Consider the following 18,020-nt stretch of genomic DNA (forward strand, 5'->3'; position numbering starts at 1 on the left):
TTCGGGCCCTGTTAACATGAGTCTTTCTTTTTTACATTCCTGAAAAGAAATGTCAACCCCGAAGAAGTTTTTTTAGGCACAAATAGCGGACACTGCCTATCAAAAGGGCTGCCCGGCTCAACCGGACAGCCCTTGGGATTTTCAAATCGGCTATGCCTTACTGGATAGGTAGATTGGGGCAGGTAGCCGCATTTGTACCGGCCCGGCAGGTTGCACTGGGCTGCGTCTGATTCTGGTTCGGCGAGCGGTCGCGCACAAGGATGTAGTAATCATAGTATGCCGTCGAGACATACACAGGCACCCAGTATTCATTCGGCAGCCGCGGCGTAAAGTCCGGATCCACGATACCGGCCACATTGTCCACATTCTGCCAGCCGCTGCTCAAGCTCGGGAAGGTCACACAGACAAATCTGTATTCCACACCGCTCGGGTCTTGAGCTTCCGCCGCCCGCATATAGTGATACCACGTATCATACTGCAGATGGCTGGGCCAGATTTCCCACTGCGCCGGATTCGGTGTCGGCGGGGTCAAATCGACCTCAATCGTGCCGGCCGCAAACACAGCCGACGGCTCGGTCAACGCCACTATCCGCACAGTACCGGTCGAGGTTTCCCGGAAGACCAATCGGGTAAAGACACGATAGTAATACGTCTGCCCCAACACCAGCCCCGTATCTGTAAACCGCCACGGCGTGGTCGTATAGATTTTGCCCGACGGCTGAGACGGGTCATAATCCTGCTGCACAATCGGGTTCGTCCCCGCCGGCAGATTCAGCGGATTGCCCGCCGCATCCGTCTTGATGAAGCAGTACTCAACATGGAACGTTCCCTTTCCAACCAGCGGAGCCGGAACCGCCGGCACACCGGTCGCCTGAACAGCCGTCATCGTAATTGTGGTCGGCCCGGAACCGGCCGGCGGAATCTCGAACTGCGCCGGATTGGGTGCCAGCAGATTGTAGTTGCTGCCCGGCCTGACCGAAGCCGCTGCAGAAGGCAGGGTCACGTTCCCTTTCGGATCGCGGGCATACACCACAAACTCGTACGGCTCGCCCGGATACAGTCCGGTGAGAACCCTGGACGGGTCCGTCGTCCAGACCAGCGGAGTTGTAACAGCAGGATGCGAAACACATTCCACCGCATATTCCAGATACTCATCCGGCCACCAGGCGTCGTGGGCCTGAATCGCTTTCATCGCGACCTTGTCAATCCGATAATCCGGATTCGGGGTCCCGCTCGCCGTTGTCAGCGGCAGCGGGGCCGGCAGTTCAGCCCACTGCATCGGACTGGGCGTCGGCGGAAGCGTATCTTCCTCCAGCCAGCAGACCGCCAGCGAAGCCATATCCGACATATCGACAACCCGGTCGAAGTTCAGGTCCGCTCCGCCGCACCAGCCGGGGGAACCGCAGGGCTGGTTGAGCCACCGGACGCCGAGAATTGCCAAGTCACTCAAATCAATGCGGCCGCTCAAGGCCAGCGAGTTATCCACTTTGGCGCATTCGGTCCGTCGAACAACAAAGTAATGGTAGCCCAAATCCACTTCGCCGCGGTCCAGCACGCCGCTCAGCTGTGTGGTGTAGCCGTCCAAATCCAGATTCCGGGCCAAATCGCTGCCCGCATCAATGCACGGACTGGACGGATTCAGGTAATAGTACTCTTCCGGCAGGACTTCGCGGGTCGGATCGACCGGGCCTTCAAACATCGGATTGGCACTGAAGACCCCAGCACCTCTATTCAGCGTGCTTCCGGGCCGCACATAAATGGAATTGCCGGAAGTGAGAACATTCAGCACATTGGAGTACGACAGATTCATCACTGATGGATACGGCTCCGTATCAAAGCCGGAACCCACCGTGGCCTGCGCTCCCTGGAGAGCATAGTTCAGCCAGAAAATGCTGTCGATGACATCAACTGTACTGTTGTAGCCGACATACAACCCGCCGCCGGTACCCACCGGATAGTTCAGCCGTCCGGTCGCCTGGTTATCCGCAAAGGTGCAGTTTTGAATGACCGGATTGGCACCCCAGAAGACGGATGCACCGCCGCCGTCGCGGCCGGAACTGTTCTGAGCAAACAGACAGTTCTTAATCTTCGAGCTGACAGAGGATACACCGGTCATAAACAGTCCGCCGCCGGAGAAGTCCGCTGCATTCTGCACAAAGACCGTATCCCGCAGACTTAAACCGGTACTGCCGGTATAAATACCGCCGCCCTGCCCGAGGAAGACATTTTCCACCGGAGCCGCAAAGGACGGGCTGTGTGCCACATTGCGGCGGAACTGGCTGTTTTTCACAACCGCCTCATTATAAATCTGGAAGAAGCCGCCGCCCAGATACGCAGTGTTGTCGGCCACGTTGCAGTCCTGAATCAGCGTAGCAGACGCGTTGGCATAGATAGCGCCGCCGTCGCTGGCCTCATTTCCAACCAGTGTGCAGTTGATGAACCTGGCCACGCAGTCGTACTGATAAGCCACCGCACCGCCGAAGGCCACGTGGATGGTATGCGGGTACTGCTGCACGTTCGTATCCGCCCGGTTGTTGGCCAGGACGCAGTTTTCAAACTCGAGCGTGCAGTCGTACATCGCATACACCGCACCGCCGGCGTTGGGGATATCCAAAGCGCGGCTCGGTTCCGGCACATCGCCGAACGAATTGGAACCGCCGACGCCGCTGACGCCGCCGTTACTGCTGTTGCCTTCAAAGACACAGCCGACAAACCGGGCGCTGCTGCCGTAGGCACAGAATACCGCGCCGCCGTATCCGCCGTAGCGCCAATAGGACAGGTAAGCGTCATACGGGTCGTACTGGTAATAGCGATAGAAGTCCTTCCAGCTCTTGTACTTATTGGTATCCAGCTCAAACCACTTGGCGAATATCTCCCAATCATACATCTCCAGGTAGGTGAGCGGGAAATCATACTTATGACCGTTCGTCCAGCCGTCCCAGCCGCGGTCAATCAGCCAGCCGATTTCGACCTGGTCGGAATAATTCCACCCGCCGCCCAGACCGCCGTAGCCGGGATTCGGAGGCGCTTTTCCGGCACCGCCGTTGCCGCCGTTGCCGCCCAGGACAAAGTTGTTGCGGAACGTACAATTCTCAAACACTGCATCGCTGCTGAACTGGCAGGAAACCGCGCCGCCGTAGGCCCAGCCCGGCCAGCCGCCGTCGCCGCCGTCCGGATGCGCATCGCAGCCGGCATTACCGTTGGTGCCGTTTCCGCCCGTCATCGAGTTGCCCTCGAACAGACAGCCGATAAAGCGGACGGAACTTTCTCGCATATCAATCGCTCCGCCTTCCGCAATACCGCCGTTCACACCGTCTTGAGCGCACCCCTGCGGAGTCACACCTGTTCCGCCGTTCCAGTTGCAGCTGACAAAACGGCAGTTTCGAATCGTTGCGGAAGAACGCTGAATAATCAAATTGCTTTGACGGAAGGTAAGTCCTTCAATCAGCGAACCTTCCTTCAGACCAATCAGATAGAGACCTTGCCTATCGAAAATGGTATTTTCCACCGTCTCCGGGTCATCCGGATTGGAACTGCGGATTGTCAGTCTCTTTCCGGCGAAGCTCGCAAAGGTCTCCAAATCCAAATTGGTATTGCTGGTCGTCTGATAAAGACCCGGATTGACAACGATTATGTCTCCGTCCTTGGCGTCATTCATGGCCTGAGACAGTGAATTGTAGGCGGCAGAACCACCCACATACAGCGTCTTCTGCGGACGGACCTTGACCAGCACAACCTTATTGCCGTCAATAACCGCTCGATTGGCCGTATCGGTACTGCTGTCATGAATTGTACCAGACCAGCCGGTAATCACATACCCTGTGTTCACCTGAGCAGTCAGTTCGACAATTTGTCCCTTGTAATAGAAGGGCTGAGCAGGTACTACGGTCACCGTACCGAGCCCGCCTTCCACATAGGCATTCAGCGTATACGTCGGCAGACCGGAGGCAAACGGATAGTGATAACCCAAATCCGCCATTCCCGTATCCGCCGCGAGATCCGCCGGGTCTGTCGTAAACTGGTGCAGGCCGATCGAAGATGCCGTCACAAGACCGGCGTTGACGGCCGGGCTGAGCGTCTGATTCAGATAGCACTTGCCCAACGGTCCAGCTTCAAACCGCGGGTCCGCCCGCAGGGTATCTGCCGGCAGGGAAGCAGTGTAATCCGCTCCGATATGCCCGTAGAACAGACACCGCTGGAACTGGGAGTCCGCCGGGGCATCTTCGGCCACGGCCGTACCGTTGCTGCCGGCCACAATCGTGTGGCTGAAAACAGCCGCACCGTTCGGGCCGATGTAAACAGCGCCGCCGTTTCCGGACGCCCCCACCAGATTGCCCGAGAAGGTGCAGAACTCAATCACCGGACTGGAACCAACCTTGGCGGCAACCGCTCCGCCGGACTGTTGAGCCCAGTTATCCGTGAACAAACAGTTGCTCAGTCGGTGAGACAGAAGGACATCGCCGTTTGTAAAGTTCACAGCACCGCCCTGACCGGTCTGTCCCTCCGCCCGGTTCTCCGCAAACCGGCTGTTCCAGATGTCGGCCTTGGCGTTCATACAGGCGATAGCACCGCCCTGACCTTCCCCGCTGGCCGTCTGGTAATACCGCTTGATGCCGGTCGCCGTGTTGAGCGTAAAGATGCTGTTGCCGATGTTCATCTCACCTTCGGTCACGTAAATGCCGCCGCCGCTGCGGGCTTCATTGCGGACAAATGTTCCGTTCTCGACAGCCAGGTTCACCTTGCGGCCGAACACGGCGCCGCCCAGCAGGAAGGCATCATTGTCAGCAAAGGAACAGCCTGTTATCTGCAGCATAAGCGTCCTGGCCGACTGCGTCGGTGTCGGATTGAAATACATCTCCACGGCACCGCCGCGGCTGGCTGTATTGCCGCCGAACACACAGTCCGTCAGGGTCAAAGAACTGTCAGAACGAATGGCACCCCCGCTGCCCAGCGTATAATTGCCAAAGAAGCGGCTGTTCGTCACCACCGCGCTGGGCGAGTGTTTCCCGAGGGTAATCGCGCCGGCCTCTCCGAGGGATTCCATCATATCGGACAGCAGCGACTCATCCACAGAACGAAGGAATGCCAGTTCATACTCTGTATAGAAATCGATCCCCGGGACTTTCTCATAGGTACCGTTGTTGGAAAACTCACAGTTCTCCACTTCCAGCGTGGTGTAGTCATCACACCAGACAGCCCCGCCCATGTTTTCTTTGAAGAGGCAGTCCTGCAGCAGCAGCCTGCTGGAAGTGCCGACAGCCACAGCGCCTCCGTTTGTGTACATCCGCCATGTCACGGGAACCAGATTGTCCAGCCAGTTCTCGAAAGTATCTTCGAAGGCATAGTTTCCAATGAAGGTGCAACCAATAATATTTGCTTCGGCGTCATTCCCCAAACGAACTGCACCGCCGTCCAGCGGCTGATTCGGATAGACATTTACCGTCCCATCCGCTCCCGGATAAAAGACGTTATAGGGCTGCTGATAAGCCTGACCGGTGCCCGCCGAGCCGCCGGTACCCGGAATACCATGCTGGGCAATATTGTTCTCAAAAATGCAGTTCCGAATCGTCGGCTGACATCCTGTATCGGCGTAAATAGCACCGCCGACACCGTTTCCGTAGGCATCGCCGCCGTTGCCGCCCCAGCTGCCTTTGCCGCCGGTCTCACCGTTGCTGCCGTTGCCGCCGTTGCCGCCGCAGCCGCCCATGGCTTTGTTATTGCGGAAAACGCAGGCTTCAATTATCGGTGAACTGTTGCCGACGCAGGCAATCGCTCCGCCGTAACCCATTCCATAGCCGCTTCCGCCGTGACCGCCGGACTGGCCGTCATTGTCCGGGGCTTGTGCATTTTCAATCGCAGGCCGTCCATTGTTGCCGTCTCCGCCGTAACCGCCCGTTACAGTGCAGTTTTCAAACACACACTTGCGAATCGTCGGCGAACTGCCGTTTGTGCACAAAATCGCACCGCCGTAGCCGTCGCCGAACGCATCCATTCCGCTGTTGGCCCGCGGAGGCGGCAAAGGCGTCTGTTCAATCGGCGGATACGGACCATTCACAATCGCTCCGCTTAAGCCCAGAGCACCAACCATAAAGCCGTTGCGTATCGTCAGGCCCTGAATGACCGTCGAAGGCCCTTCGCCGCTGCGGAAAACAAATCCGCGGCTGGGCTGATAGCGTGTTCCGCCGCAGTCGATAACCGTGGAGGCCACAATCAGCGGGTCATCCGGATTTTCCGACGTAATCACGATGCTCTTGCCCTGCAGGTCCAGCCCTTCGCCGATGCCGTCAAAATCCGTATCCACAAACTCAATCGTGTAGGGAATGCCCGGACGCGGGGCCAGAACAATCGTATCTCCGTCGCGAGCCAGCGCTATCGCTTCCGACAGCGTAGCCACCTGAGAGGGAACGGGAATAAACTTGGGAATCCCGACTTCAAACTCCACAGTCGCGGTTCGGTCCATCCCCACCACGACAAAGTTGACTGCTGCAACAGAAGCATCATTGTTTGTCCCCCGCCACTGCCTGACTCGATAGAGAGACGGGTCATCCGGAACAGCCTCCAGACGAACCACTGTTCCCTGGGTCACCGTAATCGGCGGCAGAACCACCGCCGGTCCGACTTCGTTGAGCACATCATTGGCCGTCCAGGACGCCTTCAGTTTCCCCATCGGATTCACATCCGCCACGAAAACAGAGGCGTTCAGGGTATATGTTTTCACCAGAGTCGGATCGGCATTGTAATGATATCCTATATCCACCCGGCCGCTGTCAGGCTCATGGTCGGTGCGGGTCGTTACCGGGTATCCCAACCGGGAAGCCAGCCAGGCCGCATCGCCCCAGCCGGCATTGATGCAGGGACTGTCAGCCAGCTGCCCCGCTGCAAGATGGCTCAGATAGGCCGTTCGAGCCAGCGGCATTTGTGCAGAGCCGAAATCCACCAGAAGCGGATCCGTCTGAAGATTGTTCGGTCCGTACCACAGCCACGGCTGGATGCCGGGGGCAACATACGTGCCCCGCAGTCCGCCCTGGACAATGCTGTAATCCAGCAGAACCGTCGTAAACGGAATATCCCACGTATCAAAAGGATCTCCAACAGAAATCTGTGAACCCAGAACGGCCTTGTTGTTCCAGAAAATCGAATTGGTCACATCCACAAAGCTGTCATAGGCACTCAGAGCACCGCCCGCACCATATTGCATGTTCGTGGCGGTATTGTCCACAAACGTACAGTTCACCAGACTTACATCGCTGGACCAGGCGGCCTGAACGGCACCGCCGCCGCTGAGAGCCGTATTCTGGAAGAACAGGTTGTTAATCACCTCCTGCGGGCGGTCCCAGTTCAAAGGCGGCCCAATCAATGCCAGGGCCCCGGCATAACCATCCGACTCATTCTCGACAAACCGATTGGACGTGAGCAGGACATCCGAATCAGAAACATAAAGACCCGCCGCACAAATCAGCGAGGAGAAGCTGCTGCTGTCCAGCTGACGCCGCGGCGCAATGTAAACACCGCTGTTGCCGGAGAAAACATTCTCGCTGGCCGTCAGATTGCAGCCGTACACAAAACCGCTGGCCCCCAGATGTCCGGTGTTGCCGGTAAATTGAGTCCTCCGAATCTCCAGCTGGGAGGCATCTGCATAAAAACCGCCGCCGCTGGGCGAAATGTGATTCTCAAAAAGACCATCGGTAATCGAAACTGTATAGCGGGGCGATTGTTCCCCGGCCAGAATTCGGTCAAGGTCCGTACGGTTATCCCACAGCTCCGTTTGGACAATATAATAGAAGTTGACTCGACCGTGATTGATGTATTCGGAAGTAACAAACGTGTCAATCTCTCGCTGCCGATCTCCCGGAGAGTCGCCCTGCGGGAAGAAATTGTTGAAATAAGACTCTTCATAGGGAGTGAGCGAATTGCCCGCATACAAACCGCCGGCAGAAGATTGGACAAAGTGGTAGTCCGCCGCATTTCCGCTGAACGTACAGTTCGTCAGCTGAAGGACCCCCGCTTTGTCCTCGGTGGAAGGCGCAAAATTGCAGTACAGAGCCCCGCCGCTGAAGGCATCGCTGCTGCGGAACACACAGTTTGTAAAGACCATGCTTTCGGGCTGGTCGGCAAAGATTCCGCCTCCAAAGCCCTCATACCGATAATCCGTCGGATTGCTGACATCGGCATATACGCTGTTGCCTTCGAACACGCAGTTTTCAAACACGGCACGGCTGCCTTTGTCGTACAATTCCGCCCCGCCGTGATTGGCAAAAGCCCGACAGTTGGAAATCGTGGTGTTCTTCATTGTCACCACGCTGCCGGCCCCATAGAAGTTTGCACCCGCGCAGGCCCCGGCATTGGGCTTATCCGGGTCTGTCGCCGACAACTGCCTCATGAAAACCGTTTCACTTGAAATCGGTTGATTCGCCCGAGACCAATACCACGTGGCCGGGTCATCCGCATTATTCGGGTCTGACGTCTCGAGCGTTACTTCATACTCTTCCGTTGTTAAAAGGAAACCATAGAATGGATAATACGGACTGTAGAAGATAATCGGATTCCTGACAATCAGGATATCCGTGTACCCCTCTTCAAACTCAATCGGGAACGGAGGATAATTATTCTTAACATCCCACTCAAACCAGGTCCCCCTCAGATAATCCTCAAGGTCTTCCGTATGGGTGTAAGAATTATCGATATTGCCGGTATCCTCCCAATAATAGGCCATATAGTAGAGGTTAGACGGCCAGATGCCGGTGTGGCCGGAGAAACTGCGTCCGTTCACTGACCCACCGCCCCCAAACCGGAACCCGCCGGCCCCGCCGGGGTTGCCGTTGCCGCCGGTCCCGCCATTGGCCCGCACACCTTCCTGAAGAAGATTCCCAAGAGCATCCCTGACTGTCCCCAGCTCATACAGCTTATCCGGAACAAAATAGGCCGGACCGCCGTTGCCGCCGGGACCATTCGGGGCATTTCCTCCCGGACCGCCGTTGCCGCCGTTGCCGCCGGAATAATCACCCCGAAGTTCCACAATGACCCGGCAGTTGTCAAACGTGCAGCCGTCCATGAGGACTTCTGTATTTTCACCAAAGAAAATTGCACCGCCGGCGGAATAGGGCTCTCTTAAGTCACCGCCAACTCCACCAGGACCGCCGCGGCCGCCCGGTCCATCTTTTCCCGCCCCGCCGTTGCCGCCGTTGCCGCCCCGACCGGCTTCTCCAACCTGAACATAACAGTTGGAAATAGAAACATTGTAGAGTTCCGGCTTGCAGTCCGGCTCAAAATAGATCGCGCCGCCCCAGGCACAGCCGCCCTTGCCGGCGTCACCCCCGCTGCCGCCGTCATAACCGGGGCTTCTTTCAACACTATCAGGTACTTCACCTCCGTCGCTGCCGTTGCCGCCGTTGCCGGCATTTCCGCCGACAGCCGCACAATCGGTAAACCGGCATCCATAAATCAAAGGCGAAGAACCCTGAACGGCAAAAATGGCTCCGCCGTAGGCATTCCCGCCATAACCGCCGCGGGCGCCGGGCAAACCGTGCCTGCCCGGACCGACTGCCGGTGCATTTCCGCCATGGGAGCCAGCCTGCCCGATAGCTGTACATCTTTCAAAAATACAGTTGCGAATGGTCGGACTGGCCGGATTAATTTCCCGAAACTCTTTCGGATAGGCGGAAAACTCATCGCGGCTGTTTGTCGGAGCAGGGATTTTTTGCCCGATATAAATGGCACCGCCGTAGGCATCCCGACCGTCCCGGCCTCGAGCATAAATCACTTCACCATTTTCCGAGAAGCTTTCCCAGACAGACGAGTTTGCATACAAATCCGGGTCATCAAACGCCGTAGCATTCCGGATTGTCAGACCGGCAAGAACCGTGTTTCGTCCCACATTGCGGAAGATAAAGGCTCGGCGTTCTTCCCCGGCCCAGAAGTTCCAAATATCTTCACAGTCAATGATGGTCTGACTGACCACATCCGGATTATCCGGATTTAGGCTGCGGATGGTGATGGCCTTGCCGTCCACCAAAATATTGGTTTCACGGTACAAACCCGGATGAATCACGACCCGGTCCCCGGACCGCGAGGCATTGACAGCAATCTGGATGGTTGGATAAGCTGCCGACGGAACATGACGAGTCACGGGCACAGTCGTATAACCGACCGAAATCGGCTCTGAATCAGCGGTAATGGCCTCCGGAAGTCCGCCGCTGCCTCCGCCTGCCTGGCGAACCCGAAGCACAAACCGGAATTCCTTTCCGGCAACCCCGCCGGGAATAACCGGTGTAAAGTAATACGGCACCGTCAGCCAGCCGCTGTCGTAATCATCCGGATTGCCTTCGGAGGCCTCGACACAATCGAAGAAGTATTCCACTCCGTTTTCATCGTACGCCGTTACAGCCTCCATGCCGAGCCGCAGATTGCCCAACGCACGCGGAACCGCTTTCCACCGCGGCGGATTCGGAGCCGGCGGCAGATTGTCCACCTCGACGGCCGTGGTGGTCTGCTTGGCTTCAGACCAGGCCGTTTCATTATAGCGAGTCGATTTATCCCGAACCTTGCAGCGGAACGTGTAGGTGGTTCCCGGCTGCAGAAGAGCTCTTTCGTCAGGCGTATCGCCTAAAATATACAGGGGTTCATCCTGCCAGCCGCTGCTTAAATTGGGATTCTCCAGGCATTCAAAATAATACTGTACTCCGGAAGGATCCGTCGCCGTCTGCGCCTGCATAACGATATGACGCAGACCCGTTGCCGTCGGGACAATATCCCACTGAGCCGGATTCGGAAACGGAGGAATTGTATCTTCAATCTGGACGGAAGACAGGGCTTTGTACAAATTCAAACGCCCTCCTGTTACACAAAATCCGTTCAGAGACGGCAGCGGGTCAACCGAGCCCATCAGAATTTGTTTGACCTCGGCCGCCGTTAATGTCGAAGAAAGCGACCAAAGCAGCGCCGCGGCTCCGGCCACATGCGGACTGGCCATCGAGGTGCCGCTGTAAAACGCGTATCCATCCGGCGTACCGTCTGTATCCAGCGACAAGGGAACAGTACTGAGAATATCCTGGCCCGGTGCAGCCAAATCGACCGTGGTTCGGCCCCAGTTGGAGAAATAAGCCCTTTGGTCATTGCGGTTTGTCGCCATGACGGATACAATCAAATCCAAATCATACCCGGCAGGATAGAAGGGCACGGCATCATTGTTGCTGGCATCGTTTCCGGCCGCCGCTACAAACAAATGTCCGGCACGCTGAGCCGCCATAAGGGCGTCATACATCGCCGGGTTAAAACTCCCTCCGCCATAGGAATTATTGCTCACCTTGACACCTCTCTGAACTGCATAATTCAGAGCCGCAATCAGCGACGAATCATAAAAGACGCTGTGTTCGACATTGTCTATTACAATCTTTGTGCTGGCTTTCAACGCCATCACACGAACATTCCAGTTGACGCCGACAACCCCCCGGCTGTTATTTCCGACAGCTCCGATGGTTCCGGCAACATGAGTCCCGTGACCGTCCTCATCCATCGGGTCAGAATCCCAATCGCCGAAATCATACCCGTAAATGTCGTCAACAAGGCCGTTTCCGTCATCATCCACACCGGGGCTGCCGTTCAGTTCCGCCGTATTGACCCACAGGTTCGCCTGCAAATCCGGATGTGTATAATCAATTCCGGTATCGATAACAGCCACGACAATATTTTGATTGCCGACAGACAGGTTCCACGCTTCGGGCGCATCAATATCCGCATCAAAGGTGCCGCCGGACTGACCGACATTATGAAGCCCCCACAGCTGACCGAAATACGTATCATTCGGGACCAGAGCCTTGGTTCGGATATAATCAGGGCTGGCATACTGCACTCCCGGCGTCGCCTGGAAAGCGATTCGAGCCTTTTGGACATCAACCCCGGCAGGCAATTTCACCAAAGCCAAACCAGGCACGAGGTCCCCCATCATCCGAACAATCGTCCCGCCGCCGGCCTGCTGCACAACCGCCGTCCTTATGGCCGCTGCAGTGGAACTGGTGCCTGTTTCATAAAAGCGCACCAGCAAATACCCGTCCCGATACAAAGGAAGATGGGAAGGGTTGGAAGGATTTTGGAAGAAACCTGCTATGCCGAGAGAAGAAAGGACAAAAAGAACGAGAACAGCCCAAGAAACCTTGCGTGCCATGGCACCCTCCGTAAAGGACCCTTTATTTCCCATTTTGACGGCTTTCCAAAATATTGTTCGTGTATCGTTTTACTCGACTTCGTGAACATCCTCATGATGTACCGTGAGTCCAGACAACACCTTTACCGTATCGGAAAACGTAAAAGGCGAGTTTATCCTACCTTACCAAAATGCCCATTTTTAGTCAAGAAGCTTTGAAAATACACAAACTGAACAACCTGGAGAAAGATGATTTTATAGGACTAAAAAAACCCCCAATCGAATAAGAACAATTTTTGTCCCTATAATCGCAAAATGACCTATAAAAAATGAATTATAAAACCAGAAAATAAATGATGTTTTATCATAGCAATTTTTCTTTTCTTTTTCCAGTTTTTTTTGTATTTTTCCATCATTTCTAAAGTGGAACCACAGATAGCGACCTAATATATCTTTTTATGAAGCTTTTGGTACAAAAATCAGAACTATGCGGGACTGCGGCAATTCCCGGCTCCAAGTCCCATACCATTCGTGCCGTCGCGATTGCTTCTCTGGCCGACGGACAAAGCCGCATCCGCTGCCCTCTTGTCTCCGGCGATACCTTAAGCGCTGTCCACTGCTATCGAACGCTGGGGGCCCAAATTGATACCTCCAGCAACTCAGAATGGCTTGTTCATGGCACCCGCGGAAAAATCTCAAACGAACACTGTCGGATTGATGTCGGAAACTCCGGCACAACCCTGCGGCTGGCTATGGGGTCGGCATCGCTGGCATCCAAAAACTCATCAATCATTCTGGACGGGGATGAGCAAACTCGCACTCGACTCGTGGGAGCCCTCCTGCAGTCCTTAAAAGACCTCGGAGCCGACGGCAAATGCCTGAAAAATAATGGATATGCTCCGATAGAAATCCGTGGTACACTCCAAGGCGGGCAAACTTCGATTGAATGTTTTACCAGTCAATTTTTATCTTCCCTGCTTTTGGCCTGTCCTTTGGCGGAAGGCGATTCACTCATTCGCGTTCCCCTGCTGAACGAGCCGGATTATGCCAAAATGACACTCGACTGGCTGGATCGTCAGGGGATTTGTTACAAAAAGACCGAAATGAAAGAATTTTTCATCCCCGGCGGGCAGAAATACTCTGCCTTTGATGCTCCGATTCCCGCCGATTTCTCCAGTGCTACATTTTTTTTATGCGCGGGGGCCTTAATCGGCAAAGAAATCACCCTGACCGGACTGGATTTTACCGACAGCCAGCCCGATAAGGCCGTGGTCGATTACCTCACCCGAATGGGGGCCCGCATTGAACATTCCTCCGAAGGAATCACTATATTCAAGTCGGCCCTGAGAGGTATCGATATTGATATGAACCGAACCCCGGATGCCCTTCCTGCTATGGCCGTCACGGCTGCCTTCGCAGAAGGTACAACCCGATTTTTGAATGTTCCGCAGGCCCGCAAAAAAGAGACGGACCGTATCGCCTGCATGGCCGCAGAATTGAAAAAACTCGGGGCCGACGTCGAGGAACTCCCGGATGGACTGATTGTCCACGGAGGCAGGCCCCTCCGCTCTACTCACCTGAACGGACACGGTGACCACCGCATTGTGATGGCTCTCAGTCTGGCGGGGATGATGCTGGACGGCCAAACGGTCATCGATACGGCGGAAGCGGTGAATATCACGTTTCCAACCTATGCTTCTTTGATGCAGTCACTCGGCGGACATTTGACTCTTCTGCCCTGAATCATCGAACAAATATTGATTTTTTCTGTAAATCCTCTAAAGTAATATATTTGGTTTGAACAGAAAGGGAGCCAATGAAAACAATAGATTATCGGAAAGACTGGCAGAAAACCAGCCTTCCGGAGCACATTAAACAGATTTTGGGCAGTTGCCGTTCCTTGTGTTTTCCGCTCAATCGAAACGAAATCCTGGATATGGCTACGGGAGGCCAAAAGAGCGGAACCTTTGAAGTGGCTTACGATGTGCCCGGCAAAGGCCGTGTGGTCGAGGCAACCGTGGTACGCTGCAAAAACGGCCTTTCCATCAATTATACGGAACCCTACATGCGGAGAAGAGACCCGGACTGCATGGTGATTGCGGATAAGCGCGAAACAGACAAAGTCCGTTTTGAAGACCGGTTTCAGAGGCCTTTTGAGCCCCTTCGCGAGGAAACCTTTGCGTGGCTGAGCACACAAGACCTGTCTGTGACTTTCTTTACCATCGGGGCGTTCGAAGTAGAAAGCGGACAGGGAGCTATGCTCATCGCCCCCAAAAACGCCGGATTCTTCATCGGCGGGCTGGCCGACCTGCAGGGACTTGTGCCGCCGGATAAAATTCCGGATAACTTCCGAATCAGAAGCGTCATTTACCTGGCGCCGCCTTTCCGCCATACTCACTTCAGCGGAAAGCAGGTGGTTGTCCACAACCGGCTGCCCGGCCTTCACGAAATCTTCTCCTTCAATCTCTATCCGGGGCCCAGCGCCAAAAAAGGCATCTATGGGGTCCTCCTGTCAATTGGAGAAGAAGAAGACTGGCCGACCCTGCACGGCTCCACCGTTCAGGTTGTCACGCCGTATGACAACGTAACAACTATTATGCATGAAGGGGCCAGCGGCGGCGGAAAAAGCGAGATGCTCGAATATGTCCATCGGCAAAAAGACGGACGCCTTCTGCTCGGAACCAACATCATCACCGGCGAGCAGCGTCTGCTGGTCCTGAATCAGGGATGCCAGCTTCGCCCGGTTACCGATGATATGGCGATGTGCATGCCCAACACCATCAAGTCCAACGGATATCTGCTGGCCAAAGATGCGGAACAGGCCTGGTTCGTTCGTCTGAATCATATTATGCATTACGGCACAGACCCCCATCTGGAAAGCATTACGATTCACCCCGCAGAACCTCTGATTTTCCTGAGTCTGCAGGGGGTGGAAAACGCCACGTGTCTTATTTGGGAACATACCGAGGATGCTCCCGGCGTCCGCTGTCCAAACCCTCGGGTCATCCTGCCCAGACGTCTGGTACCCGGCGTAGTGGACGGTTCTGTGGAAGTGTCCATTCGCAGTTTCGGCATCCGAACGCCTCCGTGCACAAAAGAGCATCCGACATACGGAATCATCGGATACATGCATGTTTTGCCGGCGGCTTTGGCCTGGCTGTGGCGGCTGGTCGCCCCGCGCGGACATTCCAACCCGAGCATCACGGATACCGTCGGCATGACCAGCGAAGGGGTCGGTTCGTACTGGCCCTTTGCCGCCGGTCGAATTGTGGACCACGCCAACCTCCTGCTGCGGCAAATCCGTGCTACGCCCAAAGTGCGTTACGTCCTGATGCCCAACCAGCACGTCGGGGCCTGGGAAACCAGCTTTATGCCGCAGTGGATTGGCCGTGAATATCTGGCGCGAAGAGGGCTCGCTCGTTTTCAGCCTCACCAGCTGACTCCCTCGCGATGCCCCCTGCTCGGATACGCGTTTACCTCCATGCAGGTGGAAGGAACACCGATCCCAAACATTTTCCTGCAAACCGACAGACAGCCTGAAGTCGGAGAAGAGGGGTACGACAAAGGAGCGGAAATCCTTCGGCAGTTCTTTGTCAAGGAACTCCAGAAATTCCGTCATCCGGATTTGGATCCGCTCGGCAAGGATATTATCAACTGCTGTCTGGACGGCGGAACGGTTCAGGACTACGAATCGCTGCTGTATGATGTTTTTTCCTGACAGACAGAATTGTAAATTTTCCGAGCTGCCTAAAAACAAAAAAGGTCTGTACACGACAGACCTTTTTTTGATGTAGGTACCTCCGCAGATGCCGTGCGGAATCGATTGAAAGCAACCCTGTATGTTTAGGTGGGCGGCCGTTGCGGAAGTCCGGAACGTCCTGTCAGGCAGGCTTGTCCGATCCTTGCCGACCTGGCCTCCCCGATAGGGTGCATCGGTTCTTTCAAATTAGCGTTTCCGTCACGCACACCGCAGGGGCCAACCTGCATCTTCAACTATAGCAAAGTATCGGTCAAAAAGCAAGTTTTCAATCAGTCAAAAACCGGAAATGAACACAACCTCTTTGCGGCTGAGGGCTTATTTTTGAAGAGCAGAAAACTCTGGAACCAGCATACCCGCCTAATGGAATCCTGCCCGCTGACGTTTTTTGGAAATGGTGAGGACCGAGGCTGACCTTGGATTCGATTTTTTTTCAAAATACCCCCAAGGGGACTCGAACCCCTGTTACCGGGATGAGAACCCGGCGTCCTAGGCCGCTAGACGATGGGGGCAAAAAAATGGCGGCGAGTGGATTTGAACCACTGACCCAGGGCTTATGAATCCCTTGCTCTGCCAGCTGAGCTACGCCGCCTCCAAACAGACCTGTAATATAATCAATCTTGTCCGTTTGGCAAGAAAAAACTTACAACCCCGCCCCGACAATTCAAAATCCTGTCGGCTCCTCCAACCCTTCATATTGGACATCTTCCATCTGATTTTCATCTGCCTCCTCACCGGGCGGTGCTTCCGTATCGGAATCGTTCGATTCGTCCTCCAGAAGAGACTCCCCCTCATTCGGGAGAGTCTGCGGCTCTTTTGAAGCGGTTGACGCATGGGGTTCAGATTCCTGCGGATCTGCCGCGGGCTGATTGGGCTCCAGGACCACAATCTCTATCGTCGGCTCCGGAGCCGAAACAACACCGCCAAGCCGCTGTTCAATCTGCTCAATAGCCAAAAGAAACGGATCGTCCTCTGTAGGAGACGACGACCATCTTCGGGAGGCCTTTTCAAGCGGACCGATAGCGGTTGCATCTCCAAAACGCCCCAAAAAGACGGAAGCCGCCACCTGAGCCGGATAAGGTCCGGACTGAAGAATTCGCAACAGTTCGGGAACATCCCCCGCAGAACCGGCGGCAAAAACCTGATTGAGAATCTCCCGTAAATCGTCAGCCGTTTCCTTTTTGACCTCTTTCATTGGTGCCGAGCCGCGGCCGGAAACAACCGTTTTCGGCAAAATCACCTCAGACTCCATAGGCTCCGGAGCAGACCTTACAAAATAATAAACAACACCCGCAAGCCCCAGCATCAGCACGGCCGCAACCGGCCAAAACCGATGCAGCTGTGACGAAACGCGCTCGGAACGATGGCCCAATCGCCTCCTGTCCGCCTCTTCCAACAATCTGTCCTCTATCATTTTACGCGTTTCAGACGGCAGCGTAAGAAACGGAGAAATCGTGCGAAAAATCTTCTCCAGATTCTTTTCAAACACGTCCAGTCGCAGTTCTCCGGACATCTCTGTTAAAGACGGCTGCAGTTTCCGAACCCAGGCAGACAAAAACCGCCGGAAGTAATACCGTGCCTCCGACAAATCCTTCTCAGAATCTTCCGCAGTCAATGCAGGGGTTACTAACAGCGGCTCCTCCCCATCGATTCGATAATAACGGGACAGCAAAATCCGTCTGTGCGTTTCGTCCATCTCCGACAGCACCGCCTGAATCAAATGAACCGTGAGGGGATTCTCCAGATGCTCCTGCGGAAAATCGCTGTTTCCCAGCCGACTGAGCGAAAACAAAACCTCTTGGGCTTTTGGGATTGCCCGCAACCCCTCGAGGGAAACTGACGGCAAAAAAGATGCAGCCGCCTGCTCCAGCAGCCATCCATACATCGAACACACAGAGGGGTTATACTGCTCAATTCCTGAATAAACTGACTGAAACAGATGGGCTATTTTTTCCTGTGCATCCGAAACGGACAAGCCGGCATGCCGTACAAGCCACGTATAGAGAGAATCCGCGTATGCATAAAACCACCTGCGGAGCGTCCGAACATCTCCGTTTCGCAGCTGCCTGCATTCCGTTTTGGTCCAGCTCTTCCTCAATCTGTCATTCCTTTTTTCTATGAATC

Annotated in this window: 4 protein-coding genes, 2 tRNA genes and 1 other RNA gene; 2 read left to right on the top strand and 5 right to left on the bottom strand. The window is 55.1% G+C overall.

The genetic code is table 11. The features are described 5' to 3' along the window. Positions 1-157: 157 nt before the first annotated feature. Positions 158-12,160, bottom strand: coding sequence for a S8 family serine peptidase (locus WHS88_01205; protein ID MEJ5258791.1), 12,003 nt, complete (start codon positions 12,158-12,160; stop codon positions 158-160). Between the two features lie 437 nt (positions 12,161-12,597). Here WHS88_01205 and aroA point away from each other — a divergent pair, with 437 nt between their 5' ends. Beyond that, on the top strand, positions 12,598-13,881 hold the full coding sequence (gene aroA / locus WHS88_01210; protein MEJ5258792.1) for a 3-phosphoshikimate 1-carboxyvinyltransferase: 1,284 nt from the start codon (positions 12,598-12,600) through the stop codon (positions 13,879-13,881). A gap of 74 nt (positions 13,882-13,955) precedes the next feature. Beyond that, on the top strand, positions 13,956-15,857 hold the full coding sequence (locus WHS88_01215) for a DUF4914 family protein (GenBank protein MEJ5258793.1): 1,902 nt from the start codon (positions 13,956-13,958) through the stop codon (positions 15,855-15,857). A 75-nt stretch (positions 15,858-15,932) separates the two neighbouring features. Here the strand turns inward: WHS88_01215 and ssrS are convergent. The 4 genes from ssrS to WHS88_01235 all read right to left on the bottom strand — a co-directional run bounded on the left by ssrS (position 15,933) and on the right by WHS88_01235 (position 17,994). Continuing rightward, positions 15,933-16,118, bottom strand: a non-coding RNA gene (gene ssrS / locus WHS88_01220) — 6S RNA. A gap of 217 nt (positions 16,119-16,335) precedes the next feature. After that, a tRNA-Glu gene (locus WHS88_01225) sits at positions 16,336-16,408 on the bottom strand. Positions 16,409-16,415: 7 nt separating this feature from the next. Further along, positions 16,416-16,488 (bottom strand) — tRNA-Met (locus tag WHS88_01230). A gap of 72 nt (positions 16,489-16,560) precedes the next feature. Next, a complete protein-coding gene (locus tag WHS88_01235) occupies positions 16,561-17,994 on the bottom strand; it encodes a hypothetical protein (protein ID MEJ5258794.1) in 1,434 nt (477 codons plus the stop codon). Between the last annotated feature and the right edge of the window lie 26 nt (positions 17,995-18,020).

It is taken from the genome of Anaerohalosphaeraceae bacterium, assembly GCA_037479115.1.
GTDB lineage: Bacteria > Planctomycetota > Phycisphaerae > Sedimentisphaerales > Anaerohalosphaeraceae > JAHDQI01.